Source organism: Ureaplasma rhincodontis (assembly GCF_057537535.1).
In genome coordinates, this window is record NZ_BAAKAX010000001.1 from 362,477 (window position 1) to 385,857 (window position 23,381).

A 23,381-nucleotide genomic window follows, 5' to 3' on the forward strand; every position below is an offset into this window, starting at 1 on the left:
TAAAAAAAGTAATAATCGCTTGATTATTACTTTTGATATTATTTTTGGTTTGTTTTTGGTTTGTGGAAGTTGTTGTTATTTCTAAAGTTGTTATGTTTAACAAAAACTCTGTTATATTGTCTTCTTTGAATTTCTGGTAATAATGATTCAATTTCTTCATCAGTTTTACCAACAAATTTAGGAGCTTCTTTTTTAGTTTCAGCAACAGCATCTACTAGAACACCAAGAATTAAAGTAATAGATCTTATTGAATGGTTGTTCATTGGAATTACATAATCAATATTATCTGGATCAGCATTTGTATTAGCAAAAGCAATAACTGGAATGTTTAATTTTTTTGCTTCTAAAATTGCATTTCTATCAATGTTTGGATCTATAACAATTAATAATTGAGGCATTTTACGCATTGTACGAATACCACCATAAAACTTCATAAGTTTTTCAGTTTCTCTTGTAATCATTAATTGTTCTTTTTTAGTATATTTTTCAATAGCACCTGTTTTTTTAAGGTTTATATTATCATTAAGTTTTTTAATTGATTTAGAAATGTTTTTAAAGTTAGTTAGAGTTCCACCCAATCAACGTTGTGTTATGTGGAATGTGTCTCCCCTTCTTGCTTCATCTTTGATTAAGTCTTTAATCATTTTTCCATTTGTACCAACAATCAGTATTTTTCCGCCATCGTTAGCAATTTGTTTTACAAAATCATATGCTTCATGTAAAAGTTCTAATGTTTTAACTAGATTAATAACATGATTATTTGAACGTTTAGCATAAATATAAGGTTTCATTTTAGGATTTCATTTTTCAGGTTTAACCCCTATATGAGTACCAACTTGCGTAATTACAGAACCTGAAATTAGAAGTTTTTGTTTTTTTAAAATTGAATTAGCATTGACTTTATTCTGAATTGAATCAGCAGGCGATAGTTTTTTAGGACTATTAGTAGCATTTACAGTATTATTAACTGCTTCAACTTTTTTATTGTTAGTCGAATTTTCCATAGTATGGAATACCTCTTTCTTTTGAATTTTTTTATATTGTTTATTAAAACTTAATAATTATATTAAATTAATGTGTTTCTAATCATTTATTTATTTGATTAGATAATTCTTTTGGATTTTCATGCATTGGAACATGACCAGAATTTTCTAATAAACTAACAGTAAATCTGCTGTTCATTTTTTTAATATGTTCAGAAGATGCTTTTGGATCTATTAAAAGATCTTTAGTAGGAAATATTCATAACGAATTTATTGGATTTCCTACTTCAAATTTTCTAGCATCACCAAAATTTAATGGATGAGCAAGTTTTCAGTATATTTTTTTGAATTGTTTTTTATAAGTCATAAGATGATTAAAAATTTTATCCATTTCTTCGTCATATTTATCACCCAATACTTTTTTAGGATCATGATAAATATATTTTTGAAGATCTTTTATATCATCCATATCTTTATAAGTAACTAATCTCAATGTATTAATAATGTTTGTTGAAAACACACTATTGTGTGAAGATATCATAATTGAAGTTCTAATATAATTAGGTTTTAAGTTGCAAATAGCATTAACAATTGCGCCTCCTAAACTATGACCTATCAATATAATTTTTTTAAGTTCTTTTCTTTCAATGAAATCACAGACATATTCTGCATAACTTTTAATTGAAATATTATTAGATAATTTATCGTTATTAATTCCCATATAAGGTAATTCAACTGAATATAAATCATAATCTGACAAATGTTTCTTATAAAAATCTAGAAATATTTCTGTTGATGATGCAAATCCATGACAAAAAAGAATAGTTCCTTTTGATGATTCTGCTTTTGCTTTTATGTGTATTTCTTTATTCATAAACACCCTTTTAATAAAAAAAATAAAACTACATTGTAGTTTTATTTATTATACAATTTATTATTTTCTTTTTGGAACTGCTTTTTCAAAGTCTTCTTTAACTTCTTTCATGAAGTCTTTGAAAGTAGGATTGTGTTCTTCTAAGATATCATCTCCGTTTTTTGTATCAGGTTCAACACCGTCGCAATATGCTGGTTCGTCTGATAAAGCTACGTCAAGACCAATAATTTGTTCTTCTTTACTTACGTAATATGAGTTAGATTTAACACTAATTTTAATGTTACCTTTTTTAGCATCATCTCATTTTCATTGTTTAATATCTTTTGTAGATATTTTCATTAATCAGAATGTTACATATGTAATAACAAATGTTAATAGTGATATTACCAAGATACCTAATAAGTTAACTCCGAATACTTTTCCAGAACCAAGATAACCTGAAGCTACTAATCCTGAAATTGAAGAGTTAACATCTGAAGAAGCAAATGCTCCTAACAATAATCCCCCTACAATTCCACCAATACCATGAATAGGTCATACTTCAAGAGCGTCTCCAACTTCGACACCTTCGTTGAATTTACCCATTCAGTAACAAATAATTGCACCAACGATTCCAATTACTACTGAAGATCATATTGGAACAAAACCTGCTGCAGGTGTTATTGTGGCCAGACCAGCAATAGCACCAGTTAGCATGCTAATAAGAGATGGTTTCTTTCTAAAGATAGCATCAAATACCATTCACGTTCCCATTCCCATTGCCATACCAATTAAAGTATTAACAAATGAAGACATTCCGACATTTAAGAAGAATGTTTCAACGGCTTTAATATCCGCTGATGGATCTCCGTAAGTAGTAGGCATATAAGTTGCACCACCTGTGTTGAAACCAAATCAACCAAAGAATAATATAGCACCACCAATAGCCACTAATGGAATTGAGTGTGGTCTTAATGATTCTTTTTTCATAATTGTTCTATGTCTTGAATTTAGAACTGCACCAATTGCACCAGCACCACATGTAGCATGAATTACTGTACCACCAGCTCAGTCTATATTTCCAAGTTTAGCTAATCATCCGCCACCTCAAATTCAGTGAGCAGCTGGATAATAAATAAAGATAGAGAAAACTATTGTGTAAATAATTACACCTTTTCATTTAATTCTATCAGCATATGCTCCAACAACTAATGCTGGAGTAATTGCAGCAAAAGCCATTTGGAACAAGAAGAATAATATGAATGGAACACCATTAGCCAAAGTTGTGTTAACTACTAAACCTAAATTTTTAAAACCATCATTGCTTTGGAAAATCAAATGTTTAAACATTGAATATTGAGTAAAATCACCAATGAATCCATTACCAACTGATGGCCCGAATGACAAACCAAAACCTATGAATATTCATAATATAACACCAATTGAAATTGAAGCCATTGTTTGCATAATCATAGTATTAGCATTTTTCTTACGAACTAATCCAGCATAAAAAAATGCAAGACCAGGAATCATAAAGAAAACTAAAGCAGTAGCAATTGCTAACATAACAGTGTTTGAAACACTAATATGAGCCAAAGCGGCCGTTCCGGTTAAAAGCTCTTGATGAGCCTGAGAACCAATTACCATAGTACCTTCCTTTCTATTTTTTTATAATTTATTGAAATTTTGTATTTTAATTAATACTCTTGTATTATATATGTAAAATGAACATTCTGCAAATTAAGAGATAATTATGAATTTAATTTTCATATAATTAATCAGTTTATTAAATTAAGAAATGATAATTAATGAAAAATAATAATTTTATAAATTTTCTAAAACAAGTTCCGCCAGCAACTGGTGGTCTAGCATTAGGACTAGCTTCTTTTGGTAGTTTAATTGATAATCACCTTCACTTTGGTGATACATTTTTTAACAAAATGGGTGGTCCTGTTTATTCAGTAGTTAATAATATAGGTGTTGCAAATCAATGATGAGCATCTATAATTTTCATTCTAATAAGTTGCTCATTATTATCTTTAATATTATTAAAAGTCATAAATCATAAAAATGTTGTAAGAAATGAATTCAATAAACCATTATCTGTTTCTGTTTGACCAACAACATTTATGGCACTTATGTGTCTTTCTGGTTTTATAGCTGGTTGAGGTCCAAAAAATTCAATTAATGGTTTTCAAGTTGCAGGAACTATAATAATGCTCATTTCTATAATAGGACACTTCTTTACTATAGTCATGTTTTTTAAGTATTTAATAAAGAATTACAACTGAAATAGAGATCCTGTTTATGGTTCTTGACTTGTACCAACCGTTGGCATAGTAACATCATGCACTTTTGCTTCAAGATTTAATCAAAACATATTGCCTTCTGCATTTTTTCAAATAATATGATTTATAAGTTTTATAACATTCATAATAGCTACATTGCCATTGTTTTATTCTTCTATTTTCAAAACAAGAATTAAAGATGGTGAAATGGCTTCTTCGATGATATTGTTTGCCCCGGCCAACTTATTACTTGCTGGGTTTTGTCAAAGTTTTTCTGTTGAAAGTCTTTGAAATAATCAAGCAATAGAATATCCAAGCAGTTTTATTACTGCTATGATAATACTATTAACAGCGATTTCATTTACATTTTCTTTATTTATGTTTATGACCCTTGCTAAAGTTTTTAAAACTAAATTTAATTTTGGTTTTGCAGCAATAACATTCCCATTATGTATTGGTGCAACTTCTATGTTATATGTTGCTCAATACTTTCATCAACTTTATATTTCAAACCAAGTAAATATATTGTTTGATATTTCTAAAACATTTGTAATTGTTTCTTACATATTTACAATAGTCGCAGGTTCTGCAATTTTATATGTTTTAATCAGATTCATAATTGGTTTTGTCAAAATACTTAAAAATAACAATATAAATGAAAACAAAATCAAAATAACTTCAAACAAAGAGATGAAATCTTAATTCATCTCTTTTTTATACAACATTCTTAACAACATTAAATTTTCTAAATGTTATTATTTAAATAAAGAACATGACAGAAGAAATATTAATTTAATAATGAAAAATTCAATTATAAATAAATTTAAACTCGAAACAGATATGAAACCATCAGGAGATCAACCAAAAGCAATAGAAGAACTTGTTAATAATATTAACAACGGAATCAAATCACAAGTTCTTCTTGGAGCTACTGGTACTGGAAAAACATTCACAATAGCAAACGTAATTGAAAAAACGAATAAAAAAACATTAATATTGGTTCACAACAAAACATTAGCTGCTCAATTGTATATGGAAGTAAAAGAAATGTTTCCAAACAATAAAGTTGAATATTTTGTTTCATATTTTGATTATTATCAACCAGAAGCATACATACCAAAAAGCGATATGTACATTGAAAAAACATCGATGACAAATAAAGAAATAGAAATGTTAAGACTTTCTACTCTTAATTCATTAGCAGATAGAAATGATGTAATTGTAATAGCTTCAGTTGCTGCTATTTATGCATCTGTTTCAAAACAAGATTTTAATGACTCTAGAATGTTAATAACCAAAAATCAAATTATTAATATTAAAAATTTAAGATTAAGTTTAGTTAAACTTAATTATAAAAGAAACGACACAGAACTTACTCCTGGTACTTTCAGATCAAAAGGAGATGTTTTAGATATTTCTGTTGGTTATGATGATAATTATTTCATTAGAATAAGTTTTTTTGGAGATGAAATAGAATCGATTACAACAATTGATTCTATTAATCAAACAAAAATAAAGGAATTAAATGAATTTAGCATAACTACTGCCAATGAATATATTGTTGGACAAGAAAGATTTAAAAAAGCCCTTGTTGATATTCAAGAAGAATTGGAAGAGAGAATAATTTATTTCAATAAACAAAATAAATTATTAGAAAGTCACAGAATATCAGAAAGAACAAGACAAGATTTGGAATCTTTAAGAGAATTTGGTTTTTGTGCAGGAATTGAAAACTATTCAAAACATTTAGAACAAAGACCAACCGGAAGTACACCTTTTACTATTTTTGATTTCTTTAACAATCCTGATGATTGATTATTAGTAGTTGATGAATCACATATGACCCTTCCACAAGTTAGAGGAATGTACAACACAGATAGATCTAGAAAAGAAACACTAGTAAACTATGGTTTTAGATTACCAAGTGCTTTAGATAATAGACCATTAAATTATGATGAGTTCTTATCTAAAATTAAGTTTTCAATTTTTATTTCTGCAACTCCTAATGATTGGGAAATTGATTATTCAGATAATTATGTAACTAGACAAATAGTTAGACCCACCGGTTTACTTGATCCAAAAATAGAAATAAGACCTAAAGAAGATCAATTTGAAAATCTTATAAAAGAATTAAATATTCAAAGAAAAAATAATGAAAAAACTTTTATTACAGTTTTAACTATAAAATCAGCAGAGTTATTAAGTGAAAAATTAAAAGAAAGGGGTTTTGAAGTTCCTTATCTACATAATGAATTAAAAACATTAGAGAGAGCAAAATTACTTAATGACTTGAGAAAAGATAAATATGAAGGAATTATAGGTATTAATCTTTTAAGAGAAGGATTAGACATTCCAGAAGTTAGTCTTGTTTCTATTTTCGATGCAGACAAGCCTGGATTTTTCAGAAACGACAAATCTTTAATACAGATAATTGGTAGAGCTGCTAGAAACATAAACGGTAGAGTAATAATGTATGCAGATGAAATAACTGATTCTATGAATTCTGCTATTAAAGAAACAAACAATAGAAGAAAAATACAAGAAGAGCATAACAAAAAATACAACATTGTTCCTAAAACAATTATTAAATCAATCAAAGATGATGTTAAGGGTTATGATGAAAACAGTTTATTAAGCAAATTCAAAACTAAAGATGAAAAAGAAGAAAGAAGTAAGATTCTTGAATCTTTCAAAAAACAAATGCTTGCGGCGGCTGATCAGAGAGATTATGAAAAGGCGGCTGAACTTAGAGATATTATTATAAAAATTAATGAAGAATAACAAAAACCAGCTATTGCTGGTTTTTTAATTAATCAAAATTAATAGAATATTGAATGTTAACTTGTCCTTGGAAATTCATTCTAATTATTTCATTTACCGCTTCTCTATCTTCTTCAGTGAATTGATCAAGTTTATCATCATTAAGCATAAGCACAACTCTGTGTCCGGCTGAAAATTTGAAAACATGTACTCTTTCAAATTCATCTGATAATAAAGCAAATATAGCTTTTTCCTTTTCTATAATGTCATCAGTTTTTCTTAACATTAGAGCGTTTACGTTTTGAATTATTGCTTTAAACATTCCAGGAAGTATTGCAATAATAATTGCTATAAGTATTGCTTTAGAAATATAGACTTGATATTGTAATTTCAATAAATCTTCTGTTGGATGAAATAATTGAACCAATACAACAGCAAATCCAATAGCAAATGAAACACCCATATCCATTAATGCCCCATTTCTTTCAGTAGTAAAAATAATAGAATCATTATTCTTTTTAGCTGCCAAATGAAGTAATACAGCATTTAATAAACAGAACACTATTAATATAGAACTATAAATCAAATATATTTTGTAATTTTTAATTTCACTTGGTTTAAAGTCAGTGGGTATTATTTTAGATGTGTGGTATATATCAGCGCAAGCTTCATATAAGAAATAAAGCGATACAAGAATCAATAAGAATGTTTTTAAAAGAGAAAATAAATTTTCTGCTTTTAAAGCTCCCATTGGATAATTTTTTAATTTTGGTTTTCACACATACTTTAATATAAAGATGATTAAACTAGAAATGGCCATCACCCCTGTATATAAAGCATCAAACAATACTGAGGCACTATAATCTGTTAGAACATAGAATATAAAACCCCAAATTGTCATTAAAAAATTAGTAACTATTAAAAATATAAACAAATTTTTAATTGTCAGAATTTTTTTAATATTAAAATTTTTTTTCATAAAATTTAGTTTTTACTTTCTTTTAAAATATTATAAATATTTTCAAATATGTAATATCTAGTTAATAAACCAACACCTTTAACATATGGTGTTGTGGTGTGTATGTCTCTAGATTCATATTGAAAGTCTCCTATTATTTTATTATTAATTCTAGAAATTCCAATATCTATTAACAATTGAGGTTGATTTGATAGATTTTCAAGTTTTATATGTTCTGCTTTTCCTACAGATGAAATAACACAATCATATTGTTGAAATTCTTTTTTGTTAATAACAGACTTTGAATGATAAAGAGAGACAGTTGCATTTTTATGAAGAAGAATTATAGATAAATATTTTCCAACAGTTTTTGATCTAGCACCAACAATTGCTATTTTTTTTGATTCAAGATTATCAAAATGTAAATTTAATATTTCTAAAACCGCCCTTGGAGTTGGTGGAATTTTAGAAATATCACCTTTAACAATATTTAAATAAACTTCTTCTTGCATAAAATCAGGATCAAAAATTAATCCCTCTTTTTTCTTTTGTTCAAAAATTTGAATATCTTTGTTGCTTGCTGGAAGTTGTAAAATAGCCAATGTTGGTTTATTTAAATTACTTAGAAAATCATGAAATTCTTTAGAATTCATTTTCTTTTCTATTAAATTAATACCAATCTCTTTGGAAGTTTCTTTTTTGTATTTAATATATATTTCTGAAGCCCTGTCGTATTCATTTGTTTTTTCATCTTTTATTAAGAAACAATAAAAATCTTTTTTAACGCTTAAAGTGTCAAACTTATTTTTAAGTTCAACAATTTTTTTGTCGTATATTTCTTTGCAATTAATTAATGGCATCTTATTCCTTAATATTCAAAGCTTTTAAAGAATTATTAAAAGAAATTTCTTTTAATTTGTTTTCATCTATGTTTAAATGATTAGCTACAAATTCTATTGTATTTAAAACATAATAAGGTTTATTCATCTTACCTCTAAATGGAACTGGCGCTAAATAAGGAGCATCAGTTTCAAATAAGATTCTATTTAAATTTAATTCTTTTAACATTTCTCTAGATTCATGAGCGTTCTTAAAAGTAACAATTCCTGGTATGGATATATAACATCCTAAAGAGGTGTATTGTTTCATCACTTTAGTGTTTGCACTAAAACAATGAATAATTATATTTAGCTTATCTTTATATTGTTTTAATATTTCAATAGCATCTTCATGAGCTTCTCTAATATGACACATTAAACTTAAATCATATTTAATAGCTAATTCTATTTGTTTAATAAAGCAAATCTTTTGATTTTCTTTATTAGTGTCTTCATAATAGTAATCAAGTCCAACTTCGCCTATTGCAACTATTTTTTTATTAGATAATATTAGTTTCTCTAATTCTTTTATTTCAAAATCAATATTATCTAAATTATTACAGTTTGTAGGATGAATACCTACAGTAGCAAAAATGTTTTTTTTGTCCAATACTTGCTTACTGGCTGTTTTTGAATCTTCCAAAGTACAACCAACAATATTGAATCAAAGATTTAGTTTTTGTGATTCATTATAAATATTTTCAAACTCTTCTATAAGTTCATTTGAATTTGTGTGAGTATGAACATAAAACGCTTTCATTTATTTACCTACACAGAAATTTTTAAACAAGTCGTCTAAAAAATCATATTCTGTTCCCTTACCTAATAGTTCATTCATTTTAAAGTTTGCTTCTTCTAAATCTTGTGCTATTAAATCTAAAGGAATTTGATTTTTAAGTTCTTCAATAATATTAGTAATTTTTGATTTTATAAATTCAAGAACATCAATTTGTCTTTGTGATTGTAAAACTTCTAAGTTAGCATCTTCAAAATCTTTATGTAGAAATATATCTTTAATAGATTTTATCAAAGAATCTATATCTTCATTCTTTGAAGATATGTATATTTCATCTTTAATTAGTTTAGAAGTTATTAAATCTTTTTTAGTAATTATTTTGATAATAGGTTTATTTTTAATATGAGTTAATAAATCTTCTTTGTCATCATTTTCTTTTAAATACAAAATTAAATCTGATTTATCAATTGAAGAGAAAGATTTTTTAATTCCTTCTTTTTCTATTAAATCATTTGTATTTCTAATTCCAGCAGTATCTAAAAGTTTTAATGTAATCCCGTCTAAATTTATAAGAGACTCAACGACGTCTCTTGTTGTTCCCGGAACATCGCTAACTATCGCTTTTTCTTCTCTTGATAAAAGATTTAACAATGTTGACTTCCCTACATTTGGTTTGCCAACTATCGCAACCTTAATTCCTTGACTAATAGGCAAAAAACTTTTTGATCTATTAACCAATAAAGAAATTTCTGTTAATACTTGGTTGCATATTTTAATAGCTTGCTTATCATCGATTTGTGGAACATCATCAAATTCGGGATAATCAATATTAACTTCAATTTGACCTAAAAGCATAAATAATTTTTGTTGAATAGAATTTAAGGTTTTATGAAGCCCACCAGTCAAAGCTCCAATTGCACCTTTGGCAGCATATTTATTTTCAGCATTTACTAAATTATTTATTGCTTCTACTTGTGTAAAATCTAATTTTTTGTTTAATAAAGCTCTTTGTGTATATTCTCCCCTTTGTGCTAACTCACATCCTGATTTAACTAATAAAGAAATTATTCTGTCAGCAATTACAACACCACCATGACAATTAATTTCTACCGTATTCTCTCCAGTATAAGAACGAGGCGCAACAAAAACATTCAAAAGAACATCATCAATAATTTCTTCATTATCGACGATGATGTTTCTTTGAATAGTAAAACCTTCTTCATTAACTTCTTTTTTTAATACTTTATTAATTATTTTAAAAGCATCAGATCCTGAGATTCTAATTACATGTATAGCAGCATTCAATCTAGCTGTAGATAAAGCACAAATGGTTTTCATATTAAACTCCTAGTATTTTTAAAATTTCAAAAAATATTGTAGTTTTGATAGGATTCAAATTTAAGTTCTCATTCAATTTAATTAATTCACTAGCTTGTTCCAATTTAACTTTGGTTTTTAATAAATTAATAGCAAATGAAATTTGAGTATAATTTCATGATTTTAAAATTTCAAGTAATTCCTTAGAATTTTTAAAATTTAATTCTATTATTTTATTTACTCATTTCCTTATTTCAAAATATATAGAGTCTGAATCATTAAACATTTTCAATTTAGACACATCATCAAAGGATTCAAGAATTGAATCTAGATTAACATTAAATTCTTTTGATTTAACGTTTGCTATTTCATAATTAGTATTAAGAGTTATTTTTTCACATCTACTCTTGATTGTTGGAGCTATTTTATTAATGTTATTTGTTCTTAAAATAAAACAAATATTTTGATTTGGTTCTTCAAGTGTTTTTAAAAAGCTATTGAATGCTTGTTTATTTGATTTTTCAAATGAATTAAGAACAACAAATAAGAAAGTGTTTTCATAATTTGTTGTTTTAACAATATTTTGAATTTTCAAAATATCATCTTTCTTAATCATTTCTTCTTCTGTATTTATGTTTATTAAATTTTCAAAAGAATTATTATCCAATTTGTTTTCTAAAATTTCTAAATTGTAATTAGGATCTAAAGAAACTATTTTTTTTATATATTTATTTAAGAAATTATCAAAATCAGAACACTTACTATTTTCAACTAATATTGCATGAATTGGTTTTTTAATATTTTTAATAAAACTATCAATCATATTAAATACTTTCTAAGATTTTTTTAGTTAAAATTTCAACAACTGAATCATAATCTAATGAAGCATCAATTAAAACAAATCTATCTTTATTTTCGTTAGCTAATTTTAGGTAACCATTCCTTGCTTTATTATAAAATTCTAATTCTTTTTCATCTAATCTGTTTTGCTCTCTATTTTCATTTTTGGTTCTAGAATAAGCAATTTTTGGATCTATATCAAATAAGTATGTTTTTTTTGGCATTAGTTTGTTTATAGAAAAACAATTAACATCTATTATTTGCTTCTCATCCCTATTGTTTGTTATTGCTTGATAAACAATAGAAGAATCTACATATCTATCACTAATAACTAAACAATTATCTTCAATTGCAGGAATTATAGTTTTATTAACATGAACAATTCTTGAAGAAGCAAATAAACAAGCTTCTGTTTCAATATCCATTTCTAAATCTCTTCTATTTAACAGAATGTTTCTTATTTCTTCTGCCAACTTGTTGTTATCACCACCAGGCTCTCTTGTAATGAAAATACGACTGAATCTTGATTTAATAATTTCATTTTCTTCAAGTAATTTCACAACACGCTTTAAAACACTTGTTTTGCCAGAACCATCAATTCCTTCTAAAGTTAAAAATATTCCTTTTTTCATTAAATTTTTTCCTTGTTCATATATTTAACCAGTGGTTTGGGAATTGAAATAGTTCCGTCTTCATTTTGATAATTTTCTACAACAGCTGCTCATAATCTGTCAATAGCTAATGAACTACCATTAAGTGTATGTAAATTTTCTGTTTTATTGTCTTCTGATTTTCTATATCTTATTTTTGCTCTATTTGCTTGAAAATCAAGACAATTAGAACATGAAGATATTTCTTTGTAATCATTGTATGAAGGTAATCAAACTTCTAAGTCATATGTTTTAGAACTTGTGAATCCAGTATCTGTTGAACATAACAAAATTTTTCTATAAGGCAAATTCAAATTCTCTAAAACAGATTCTGCAGTTTTAACTATTTTTTCATGCATAGCTTCAGAATTTTCAGGAGTTGAAAATACAACAAGCTCTGATTTTCAAAATTGGTGTTGTCTAATAACGCCTTTTGTATCTCTACCCGCAGATCCCGCCTCACTTCTAAAACAAGGTGTATTAGTAGTATACATTAATGGAAGATCTGATTCTTTTATAATTTCATTATTATAAATATTAAGTAATTGAACCTCTCCAGTTGGAGATAAATAAAAATCGTTTTCTAGTGAAAATAAATCTTCCTCAAATTTAGGCAATTGTCCTGAACCCAATAATGAATTTTTATTAACTATAACAGGAACCATTAATTCCTCAAATCCGGATTCAATATTAATATCTAATGTATATTGTTGTAATGCTCTAAACAACTTGGCACCATCTTTTTTGTAAATAACAAATCTAGAACCAGCAATTTTCGTTGCATTTTCAAAATCAATGATATCTTTTTCTTTTGATAAATCCCAATGAGATTTAGGTTCAAAATTAAATTTAGTTGGAGAAGAAAATTTTGAAATTTCTACATTGTCTTTTTCAGATTCTCCATAAACAACATCATTTTGCAATATATTAGGTATATTTAACAAACTGTTATTTAATTTTGTTTCTATTACTAAAAGTTCTTTTTTATATTTTTCAAGAGTTTTTTTAATTTCTAAAACTTCTTTTTGAGATTTCTCGGCTTTTGAAGTGTTTTTTTCTTTAAAATAAATAGCAATTTCTTTTGATATTTGATTTTTTTTATTATTCAAAGATTCAATAAGAGCTAATTTTTCTCTATACTCAATATCTATTTCAAGAGTTTTTGATAATATTTTAGAATCAAATTTTCTCTTTTTTAGATTTTCTTTTAAAAAATCCAATTCTTTTCTAAGTAGTTCTAATTTAATCATTGATTTTCCTTATTAAAAAAAATCGAGATTTAAATATCTCGATTTATTTTCGTATTTATTATTTAGTAGAAGGTTTTGGTTTAGAATCTTTTTTAGATTCTTTGTCGTCTTTTTTATTTTTTTTAATTTTTTCAAATTTTTCTTTTTGAATCAAAGCTTCCTCAGGAAGTTTCATATTTTCATGAATGTAATCAATTTGAGATTTAACAATTGTTTCAAGAAGAATCAATGTTTCTACAATAAGATCCATTTCTTTTCTATTATTCTTTACAGCTTCTTTTGCTTTTGCATATTCTGCTTTAATGATTTTATCAATTGCTACATCAAGTTCATTTCCAGTTTGTTCACTGAATAATTTTAAATGTGGTGTTGGGCCTTCAGAGGGCACAAATTGTGTTAATCCTATGTTATCGTCCATACCAAATTGAAGAACCATTGCTCTTACAATATTTGATACTTTATATAAATCGTTTGAAGCACCTGCGGTAATCATATCTTTACCAAAAATAACTTCTTCTGCAGCTCTACCACCCAATAACATTCTTACATTTTCAAGTAATTCTAATTTTGTCTGAACTTGTTTTTCTTGTTTTCTAGGAGTATTTAGTGTATAACCAGCAGCATTACCTCTAGGTACTATTGTAATTTTTTCAACAACATCAGAATTATCTGTTGTTAATCCAACAATAGCGTGTCCAGCCTCATGATAAGCAATTTGTTGTTTTTCAAAATCAGTCATAACTCTAACTTCTCTTTGAGGACCACCTATTGTTCTATCAATAGCTTCATCAAGATCATTAATAGAAATTGCTTTTCTATCTTCTCTAACAGCCAATAGAGCGGCTTCATTAAGAACGTTTTCTAATTGAGCACCACTAAATCCTGGTGTTCTTCTAGCAATTTCAAGCATATCAACTTTTTTAGAAACATTTTTATTTCTTGCATGAATTTTTAATATTGCAGTTCTTTCTGAGATATCAGGAAGAACGACTTGAATATGTCTATCAAATCTACCGGGTCTTAAAATAGCATCATCTAACACATCTAAGTGGTTAGTGGCTGCTATAACAACAACTCCGGCAGATGGTGAAAAACCATCCATTTCAGCTAATAATTGATTAATAGTTTGATCAGCAGCACCGCCACCGCCGCCAACTATATCGTTTTTACCACGTTTAGCTGCAACTGAATCAATTTCATCAATAAAGATTATAGAAGGTGCATTTTTTCTAGCTTTTGCAAATAAGTCTTTAACTCTTTTGGCACCAACACCAACTAGCATATCATCAAACGATGAACCAGAAACTGGGTAGAAATTACATTCTGCCTCACCAGCAACCGCTTTGGCTATTAATGTTTTACCAGTTCCAGGAGGACCATAAAGAATTACACCTTTTGGACTTCTAGCGCCCATTGCTTCATATTTTTGTGGACTTTTAATAAAATCAACAACTTCGATAAGTTCTTTTTTAACTTCAGAAATACCAGCAACATCAGAAAATTTAACTTTTGTTTTCGTAGGTTCTGCTGTTGATTTACCAATTCCAAATATAGAATTAGCTCCAGCACCCATTGATTTTCTAGTTAAGAAGAAAATTAAAGTTATAGTAATTACCAAAGTAATAATAGGTAATAATGAACTAACAAGTGCATATCAATTGAAACCAGCTGGTTCAAAATCAATCTCATCAGCAAGATGATCAAGAAAATTAGCAAGACTATTTGTAATAATTGGTTTTTGTTGATCAGCCGGTGGAGTAGTTGGTTTTTCAGGTGTTCCTGAATTATTATTTCCTTGTCCATTTGGGGGAGTAATTCCAGTTGGGGCTTTAACAACTGGTTTATTAGGAGTTGGTGGCGGAGTAGGAGTCGTGTTGTTAACACCAGGTATAGAAGCAGTTAAAATATATCCATTAAATCTAAATGAATAATTTGAGGTATTATTTTCAATTGACGGAATTTCATAATTAATTTTTATTTTATAAGGCAAGGCGTTTCCATTTTTAATAAAAATGTCTGCACCCTTCATTCCATAACCAGAAGAGACAAAATAAGCTTTTAATAAATTTTCTGGAGTTAAATTAATGTTTAAATTCCCAGAAGAAATAGTTATAGGTTGAGAGCCTGTAACTTTGTATGGAATTTGTTTATTAATTTCTTGTCCACCAATTTTTAGAGTTACTCCTTCTTTTGGTAGTTCAATAAATGTTTTTCTATTTGAACTTCAAACAGAAACACCAATAATAATTCCAATTATAGTAATTATGGTTACTCAAATAATTGATTTTTTAATAACTGATTTTTTATCTTTTGCTTTTTCTTCACTTGATTGGTTTGGTTCTGATAAAGATTTAGATTTCTCATTGTCTTTATTTAATTTTTTTTCTTCTATTTTTTCAAAAAAATTAAAAGCAATTTTTTTAATAATACTCATAATAACCTTATTCTTTTGTGTATATTTTTTCTTTAAGAATTCCAATAAATGGAAGATTTCTTAATTCTTCTTTGTAATCTAATCCAAATCCAACTATAAATACATTTGGAATTTCAAAGCAAGAATATTCAGCGTTCAATTCGACTTTACGACCTTCTTTTTTATCTAGCAATGTTAATATTTTAACATTTTTAGCACCACGTGAATATAAATACTCCACTATCTTTTTAAGTGATCTTGCTGTATCAATAATATCTTCGATTATTAATATTTCTTTATCAACAATATCTCGTTTGATATCTAATGTAATAATTGGTTCAGAGGTTGCTGAAGTTTCTCCATTAAAACTACTTATGGCCATAAACTCAAATTCACATCTAATATTTAATTTAGGTATCAAAGAACCATAAAAAGGAATGCATCCTTTTAAGATTCCTAAAAGTATTGGTCTTTTGTCTGAATAATTAGTATTTACTCATTCTGCAGCTTTGTTAATTCCGTTATTGATTTCTTCTTCTGTTATCAAAATTTTGTCTATTAAATCATCAACTTTTCTCATCTTGTTAATTTTAAAGAATACTCGCTATTCCTTAGGCCTTTTTAAAATATCATATTATTAATAATATTATCAAAAATAAAAGTACTTTATATAAGTAAATTGATATTTTACAGAATTTTTTTTAAATATTTTCCTGTATGTGATTGTTCTGATTTAATGGCGACCTGTTCTGGTGTTCCCGAAGCCACGATTTGTCCGCCTTTATCTCCACCATTAGGGCCTATATCTATAATGTGATCTGCCATCTTTATAAGATCAAGATTGTGCTCAATTACCAACACACTATCTCCATTATCAACTATCTTATTCAACACACCAATAAGTCTAGAAACATCTTCAGAATGAAGACCAGTTGTGGGCTCATCTAAAACATACAAAGTTTTTCCGGTTGGTCTTCTCTGTAAGAATTTAGCAAGTTTTATTCTTTGAGCTTCACCACCCGATAAACTAGTAGAAGTTGAACCCAATTCTAAATAACCAAGACCAACTTCTTGCATTAAATATAGTTTTCTATGAATAGATGGAATGTTTTTAAAAAATTCTGTTGCTTCATCAATAGACATTTTTAAAACATCATAAATTGATTTTGATTTATATTTAACGTTTAAAGTTTCTTCGTTGTATTTTCTTCCATTACACTCTTCACATGTAATATTTACAGATGGAAGAAAATGCATATCAATCTTGATGATTCCATCGCCTTGACATTTTTCACATCTTCCACCCTTTACATTGAAACTAAATCTTCCTTTTGAATATCCCTTTTCTTTCGCATCAGGAACACTAGCAAACACATCTCTTATATCATCAAATAAACCAACATAAGTTGCTGGGTTTGATCTTGGCGTTCTACCAATCGGTTCTTGTGAAACCTGTACTAATTTATCAATATGATTTGCTCCAATTAAATCTTTGTATTTTCCTGGTTTTTCAAAAGCGTTAAAATTACTTTTAATAATCGCTTTAACTAATACATCTAAAATTAATGTAGATTTTCCAGAACCAGAAACGCCAGTAACAACTACAAATTTACCTAAAGGCAATGTTAAGTTTACATTTTTTAAATTGTTTTCTGATGCTCCTTTTAAGATTATCTTCTTACCATTCCCAGATCTTCTTCCTTTAGGGGTTTCTATTTTTCTTTTTTTAGATAAATATTGACCTGTTATAGATTTGTCATCATCCATAATTTCTTGAGGCGTACCCTTTGAAACAATGTAACCTCCATTTTTTCCAGCTCCAGGACCTATATCAACTATATAATCAGATTCCAACATTGTTTCTTCATCGTGTTCTACCACTATTAATGTGTTGCCCAAATCTCTCATAGTTTTTAATGTGTCTATAAGCATTCTATTGTCTTTTTGGTGAAGACCAATAGAAGGTTCATCAAGAACATATAAAACACCAGTAAGTTTAGAACCTATTTGAGTAGCCAATCTTATTCTTTGTGCTTCACCACCAGATAAAGAGGCCGCTGTTCTAAACAACGTTAAATAATCAAGACCAACATTTATTAAGAAGCTTAATCTATCTATAATTTCTTTTAATGAAAGTTTTGCAATTTTTTCTTGTTCTGGAGTTAGTTTTAACTCTAAGAAAAAATCCAATATTCCTTTAATGTCTTTACGTATTAATTCAATAATATTTACTTCATTAATACGAGCACTCAATGCAGAAAGATTTAGTTTATCGCCCTTACATTTTTTACATGTTTTTTCAGAAATATATTTTGAATAATATTCTCTATTGTGTTTTGACGTTGTTTCTTCGTGTCTTCTTTTTATAAGTTCCAAAACACCTTCAACATAATCTTTTTGTTCGTATTTTCTTCCGCTATCAGATACTAGTAAAATTTCAATAGGCTCTTCTGAACCATACATTAATATACGAACTTGATTTTCGTCAAGTTCTTTAAATGGAATATCTGTTGGAATATCATAATGTTTTATTAGAGTTCCATATTTTTGTCAATCAAGATTTGTTGTATTAACAGTATTTTTGAAAAAATCTATAGCTCCACCATCTATTGTTAAATTTGGGAATGGAACCATTTTTTCAATGTCTGGTTCATATGTAAATCCTAACCCTCTACATCCATCACAAGCCCCCATTGGAGAATTGAAAGAAAACAATCTTGGTTCAAGTTCTGGAATACTAAAATTACAAATATTACATGAATAAGATTCATTAAAATAATATTCTTCTGTTTCATTCAAAATTATTATTTCACCGTTTGATGTTTTTAATGTTGTTTCAACAGAATCACTAATTCTTGATTTTGTTTGTTGATCTAAATGCAAAACAACTCTATCAACTATAACCTCAATAGTGTGTTTCTTGTTTTTTTCTAATTTTATTTCTTCGTCTAGTGTTTTTATTTCACCATTTATTCTTAATCTTAAAAAACCTTCTCTTTTTAATTTATTAAGAACCTCTACATGACTGCCTTTTTCTTGTTTTACAATGGGTGATAATAATTGAAGTTTAGATTTTTCTTCTAATGAGAAAATAAAATCCACTATTTGTTTAAGAGTTTGTGTTTTTATGGGTCCATGATTATTTGGACATATAGGAGTTCCAATTCTCGCAAACAAAACTCTCAAATAATCATATATTTCAGTAACAGTACCAACAGTAGATCTAGGATTATGTGAAGTTGTTTTTTGATCAATGGCAATACTTGGCGATAATCCCTCTATTGAATCAACGTCTGGTTTTTGATTACCTCCCAAGAATTGTCTAACATAACTTGATAATGATTCAAGATATCTTCTTTGTCCTTCTGCATATATTGTATTAAAAGCTAAAGAAGATTTTCCAGAACCAGATAAACCCGTTATAACAATTAGCTTGTTTTTTGGCAAAATTAAATCAATATTTTTAAGATTATTCTCTCTTGCACCTTTAATAATTAATTCATTTTTTTTCATTTTGAATTCCCTTGAAAATAATAATATAACAAAAAAAGCTTTCACTTGTCTTTTTTGTGTTATAACCTTTATTGAACCCTTAGAAGAATTATCTTTTGATGGTTTCCATATTAAGAAAACATTTTAATTATTTATCTTATTTTTGATAGTTTTTACTCATAAAATTTAATTTATAATTTTATACATCATTAGATATTATTCTATATTAGAATTAAATATCTATTACACACACATACCTTAGGCGAGAGCCTAATTCATAAACATATACACACACAAAAAAAACCAGCCTTTTATCCTGCTGGTTTTTTTATTGTTTATAAGTTTTTGTAATTATTTAAAAATTTCTGAATTATCATCAAAAACTATATCTTTAGTTTTATCTTTTAAATTCAATTCAAATGAAGAGTTATTAATTATTCTGTTTAAGAAAATTTTATCTTCATTGGTAAATTTAATTCAATCCTTAGAAGGGACAATTGTTTTTTCTAGAAAATCAAGTTGTTGATTATCAAATGGATTTTCGTTGAAGTTGAAATCAAATGTTGTTTCTGCGTTATTAATAGTAAATATAGCCTTGACAACATTTAACGAAATTAATCTAACCATTGCATTAAACATCTTATCAGCATCATTAACATAAATATTTAATGGTGACTTTTGTTCATAAGCTCTAAGATTAACTCCATCTTTAAGTTTTGAAGTTAAATCTAAATGTTTGGTTCAACCTTTGTCCATATTTTGAACAATGATAGACTTTATTTGTTCTCCAAGACCAAATTCGCTATGAATTTCTTCTAATTTTTCATCTAATTTATTAGAAATTATTTCTTCTAGTTTATTAGTAACATAAGAAATCTTAAAGCTATTAAAATCAGATTTATTAATAACTATTTTTCCAAATATATCATTGTTAACTTCTTTTAACAAATTAGCAATATCCACAGTATCTTTATTTACGGGGTCGACATTTTTCTTAACAAATGATTCAATGATTTTCTTTGCCATTTTTTTAACAATTTCATTTAAATCATTAGATAACAAAATGTTATCTCTTTGTTTGTAAAATAATTCTCTTTGTGAACTCAATACATAATCATAATCAATTAATGATTTTCTAGTGTCATAATTAAGAGATTCAACTCTCTTTTGAGTATTATCTAATAACCTAGTAAAGAACTTCAAATCAATAGCTTCTTCTGAAATTTTATCACTAGCTTTATCAAATTTATCTAGGGCAAATCTTTTAAATAGTGAATCTTGTAAACTAATGAAGAATCTTGACTCTCCAACATCACCTTGTCTTCCAGCTCTACCTCTTAATTGATTATCAACTCTTCTAGATTCATTACGTTCAGTTCCTATAACATAAAGACCGCCAACTTCTCTAACTCCCTCACCAAGCTTAATATCAGTTCCTCTACCGGCCATATAAGTTGCGATAGTTATTCTTCCTAATTGACCAGCAGATTCAATAATTCTAGCTTCTTCAGCATGATTTTTAGCATTAAGAACATAATGTGGAATATTAAGTTTAGTTAATAAAATGTGTAAAATTTCTGAATCTTCAACAGCGGCTGTACCAACTAAAATTGGTTGTCCGGTTTTATGTCTTTTCATAATTTCTGCAACAATATATTTTCATTTTATTTTTTTAGTCTCAAAAATGAAGTCTGGTTGATCAATTCTTAATAGCGGTTTGTTGGTTGGTATTTTAACAACAACCATATTATAAATATTTAATAATTCTTCAGCTTCTGTGGCAGCGGTCCCAGATACTCCAGAAAGCTTTTTATAAAGTCTAAATAGTGATTGATATGTAATAGTGGCAACAGTCACATTTTCTGGTTCTATTTCAACATATTCTTTTGCTTGTATAGCTTGATGAAGTCCAGCACTATAAGTTCTACCCTCCATAATACGGCCAGTAAATTGATCAACCAACACAACTTCTTCTGTTTGTTTTTCTTGATTTTTTCTAACGATATATTCAACACCGTTTCTAAAAATATGAATTGCTCTAAGCGCATTAGTTATTTTATGAACTAAACCACTAGACTCCATGTCATAAATATTTTCTATATTAAAATATTTTTGAGCTTTATCAACACCATATTCACTAAGATTAATTGAGTGAGATTCTTGATCGATTGTATAATCATCATCTTTAAGAGTTTTAACAAATTTATCAGCTTTAACATAATCATCTACAGTTTCATCTGGTTGTCCTGCAATAATCAATGGAGTTCTAGCTTCATCAATCAAAACAGAATCAGCTTCATCAACTATGGCAAAGAAAAGTTCTCTTTGAACTTTGTCTTTATAATCTGAAACCATGTTATCTCTTAAATAGTCAAATCCCAATTCAGAGTTTTGAACATAAGTAACATCTTTTGCATAGTTTATTCTTTTTGTGTTTTCATCCATTGCAGCAGTAATAAAACCACAACTTATTCCAAGCTTACTTAATACTTCTCCAGCGAATTCAGCATCACGTTCAACAAGATACTCATTAACAGTAACTACTTGAACTCCTTTTTTATATAAAGCATTAACAAAAGCAGCAAGAACTAAAGTTAAAGTTTTACCCTCTCCGGTTAACATTTCAGCAAAGTCTCCAAAATGAACTATTAAAGCACCAATTAATTGAACTTTATATGCTTTCATTTTATATGTTCTAAAGAACATCTCTCTTACAATGGCAAAAGCTTCAACTAGATATTCATCGATTGAATTACCCGCTTGAAGTTTTAGAACTATATTGTCTGTTTTGTTTCTCAATTCGATATCAGATAAATGTGAAACATTCATTTCATATGACATTATTTCATTAGCTAATTTATTTGCCTTATCTAATATTCTTGTTTGAGGAAGTAATTTTTCAAATACTTTAAATCTCATTTTAAAATTACTCCTGGCCTCATGGCAATTCATCAACAAGTTTTGGTTTCTTGTTTCTTACAAGTTGGTTTATTTGACCATCTTTAATTTTAATTACCAATGTTCCCAATTCTTGAAAAATTGGGTTATGAGTAACTAATATAACTGTTGTTTTGTGGTTTTTATTAATATTAACAAACTCTTTAAGAACCATTTTAGACATTTCTTCATCAATAGCACCAGTTGGTTCGTCACCAAATAATATTGTGGGATTTTTAGCAAAGGCTCTTGCAATAGAAACTCTTTGTTGTTGTCCACCTGAAAGTTCATGTGGGAATTTATTTAAATGTTCTTCCATTCCTACAGATTTAAGAATTTCATATACATCTTGTTTTTTGGAAACATCAGATTGAAGTTCGGCTCCCATACCAACATTTTCTTTTACTGTTAAATTGGGCAATAGACCATATTGTTGAAATACATAACCAATATGATCTTTTCTGAATTCTGTAAGTTCTTTATCTTTAAAAGTAATCAGGTTTTTTCCATTAACATTTATAACACCAGAAGATGCTCTATCAAGACCAGAAATAATATTCATCAAGGTAGTCTTACCAGAACCAGAAGGACCAAGAATGATAACAAAATCTCCTTTTTTAATTTCTAGATTTACACCTTTTAAAATTTTTGTAACTATATATCCATTAGTATAATATTTAACAACATCTTTAAGTTCAATAATGTTTTCAGGATTAGAAAAAATTATATCTTTTGAGCCCTGATGAGGTTTATTAAGTTTTTCTATTTCTTTCAAACGATCTTTCAAAGCTTGCTTATCTTCTTTAGATAAGTTTTTAAAGCTTTTCTTTTGTTGTTTTTGTTTTTCTTTTTTAGTTAAAGCTGCTTCTTGTTTTAATTGTTTTTCGCTTTTTTCTAAAATTTCTTTTTCAATGTTGTTTGTTTTTTCTTTAGTTTTGTTCATATATATCCTTAACAATAAGAATCGTAAGCACTTTATATTAATTTTAATAAAGTTTATTGCTTTATTTTAATTAATTTACATTT

The 23,381-nt window shown here is 27.4% G+C and carries 17 protein-coding genes; 2 read left to right on the forward strand and 15 right to left on the reverse strand.

Annotation, left to right across the window (positions count from 1 at the left end):
* Window positions 1–38: 38 nt before the first annotated feature.
* The 3 genes from rpsB to AC27EK_RS01670 form a co-directional block, all read right to left on the reverse strand.
* A complete protein-coding gene (gene rpsB / locus AC27EK_RS01660; protein WP_487231619.1) occupies window positions 39–1,004 on the reverse strand; it encodes a 30S ribosomal protein S2 in 966 nt (321 codons plus the stop codon).
* Between the two features lie 67 nt (window positions 1,005–1,071).
* Window positions 1,072–1,857, reverse strand: coding sequence for an alpha/beta fold hydrolase (locus tag AC27EK_RS01665; RefSeq protein WP_487231620.1), 786 nt, complete (start codon window positions 1,855–1,857; stop codon window positions 1,072–1,074).
* Window positions 1,858–1,917: 60 nt separating this feature from the next.
* Window positions 1,918–3,483 (reverse strand): ammonium transporter, encoded by a 1,566-nt coding sequence (locus AC27EK_RS01670; protein WP_487231621.1) that lies wholly within the window; start codon window positions 3,481–3,483, stop codon window positions 1,918–1,920.
* A gap of 161 nt (window positions 3,484–3,644) precedes the next feature.
* On the opposite strand from AC27EK_RS01670, the gene AC27EK_RS01675 reads away from it, so the two are divergent.
* Together AC27EK_RS01675 and uvrB are read left to right on the forward strand one after the other, a co-directional pair.
* Complete coding sequence (locus tag AC27EK_RS01675; RefSeq protein WP_487231622.1) at window positions 3,645–4,826, forward strand: SLAC1 family transporter; 1,182 nt, start codon at window positions 3,645–3,647, stop codon at window positions 4,824–4,826.
* 96 nt (window positions 4,827–4,922) lie between these two features.
* On the forward strand, window positions 4,923–6,905 hold the full coding sequence (uvrB, locus tag AC27EK_RS01680) for an excinuclease ABC subunit UvrB (protein WP_487231623.1): 1,983 nt from the start codon (window positions 4,923–4,925) through the stop codon (window positions 6,903–6,905).
* Between the two features lie 28 nt (window positions 6,906–6,933).
* On the opposite strand, the gene AC27EK_RS01685 is transcribed toward uvrB, so the two are convergent.
* The 12 genes from AC27EK_RS01685 to AC27EK_RS01740 form a co-directional block, all read right to left on the reverse strand.
* Window positions 6,934–7,863 carry a cation efflux transmembrane domain-containing protein gene (locus AC27EK_RS01685; protein WP_487231624.1) on the reverse strand — a complete coding sequence of 310 codons (930 nt, stop codon included), beginning with the start codon at window positions 7,861–7,863 and terminating at the stop codon, window positions 6,934–6,936.
* 5 nt (window positions 7,864–7,868) lie between these two features.
* Window positions 7,869–8,702, reverse strand: a complete 834-nt coding sequence (locus AC27EK_RS01690; RefSeq protein ID WP_487231625.1) for a Rossmann-fold NAD(P)-binding domain-containing protein — start codon at window positions 8,700–8,702, stop codon at window positions 7,869–7,871.
* Between the two features lies 1 nt (window position 8,703).
* Window positions 8,704–9,480 carry a TatD family hydrolase gene (locus tag AC27EK_RS01695; RefSeq protein WP_487231626.1) on the reverse strand — a complete coding sequence of 259 codons (777 nt, stop codon included), beginning with the start codon at window positions 9,478–9,480 and terminating at the stop codon, window positions 8,704–8,706.
* On the reverse strand, window positions 9,481–10,794 hold the full coding sequence (mnmE, locus tag AC27EK_RS01700; protein ID WP_487231627.1) for a tRNA uridine-5-carboxymethylaminomethyl(34) synthesis GTPase MnmE: 1,314 nt from the start codon (window positions 10,792–10,794) through the stop codon (window positions 9,481–9,483). It lies immediately after the preceding gene.
* A 1-nt stretch (window position 10,795) separates the two neighbouring features.
* On the reverse strand, window positions 10,796–11,596 hold the full coding sequence (locus AC27EK_RS01705; RefSeq protein ID WP_487231628.1) for a DNA polymerase III delta subunit-related protein: 801 nt from the start codon (window positions 11,594–11,596) through the stop codon (window positions 10,796–10,798).
* A 1-nt stretch (window position 11,597) separates the two neighbouring features.
* A complete protein-coding gene (gene tmk, locus AC27EK_RS01710) occupies window positions 11,598–12,245 on the reverse strand; it encodes a dTMP kinase (protein ID WP_487231629.1) in 648 nt (215 codons plus the stop codon).
* Window positions 12,245–13,513, reverse strand: a complete 1,269-nt coding sequence (gene serS, locus AC27EK_RS01715) for a serine--tRNA ligase (protein ID WP_487231630.1) — start codon at window positions 13,511–13,513, stop codon at window positions 12,245–12,247. Before serS ends, tmk begins: the two co-directional genes overlap by 1 nt.
* Window positions 13,514–13,571: 58 nt before the next feature.
* On the reverse strand, window positions 13,572–15,947 hold the full coding sequence (gene ftsH, locus AC27EK_RS01720; RefSeq protein WP_487231631.1) for an ATP-dependent zinc metalloprotease FtsH: 2,376 nt from the start codon (window positions 15,945–15,947) through the stop codon (window positions 13,572–13,574).
* A gap of 7 nt (window positions 15,948–15,954) precedes the next feature.
* Window positions 15,955–16,506 carry a hypoxanthine phosphoribosyltransferase gene (gene hpt / locus AC27EK_RS01725; protein WP_487231632.1) on the reverse strand — a complete coding sequence of 184 codons (552 nt, stop codon included), beginning with the start codon at window positions 16,504–16,506 and terminating at the stop codon, window positions 15,955–15,957.
* 107 nt (window positions 16,507–16,613) lie between these two features.
* A complete protein-coding gene (gene uvrA, locus AC27EK_RS01730) occupies window positions 16,614–19,439 on the reverse strand; it encodes an excinuclease ABC subunit UvrA (RefSeq protein WP_487231633.1) in 2,826 nt (941 codons plus the stop codon).
* A gap of 330 nt (window positions 19,440–19,769) precedes the next feature.
* Window positions 19,770–22,337, reverse strand: coding sequence for a preprotein translocase subunit SecA (gene secA / locus AC27EK_RS01735; RefSeq protein WP_487231634.1), 2,568 nt, complete (start codon window positions 22,335–22,337; stop codon window positions 19,770–19,772).
* A gap of 7 nt (window positions 22,338–22,344) precedes the next feature.
* Window positions 22,345–23,298: an ABC transporter ATP-binding protein gene (locus AC27EK_RS01740; protein ID WP_487231635.1), complete on the reverse strand. Its 954-nt coding sequence runs from the start codon at window positions 23,296–23,298 to the stop codon at window positions 22,345–22,347.
* Window positions 23,299–23,381: the final 83 nt, after the last annotated feature.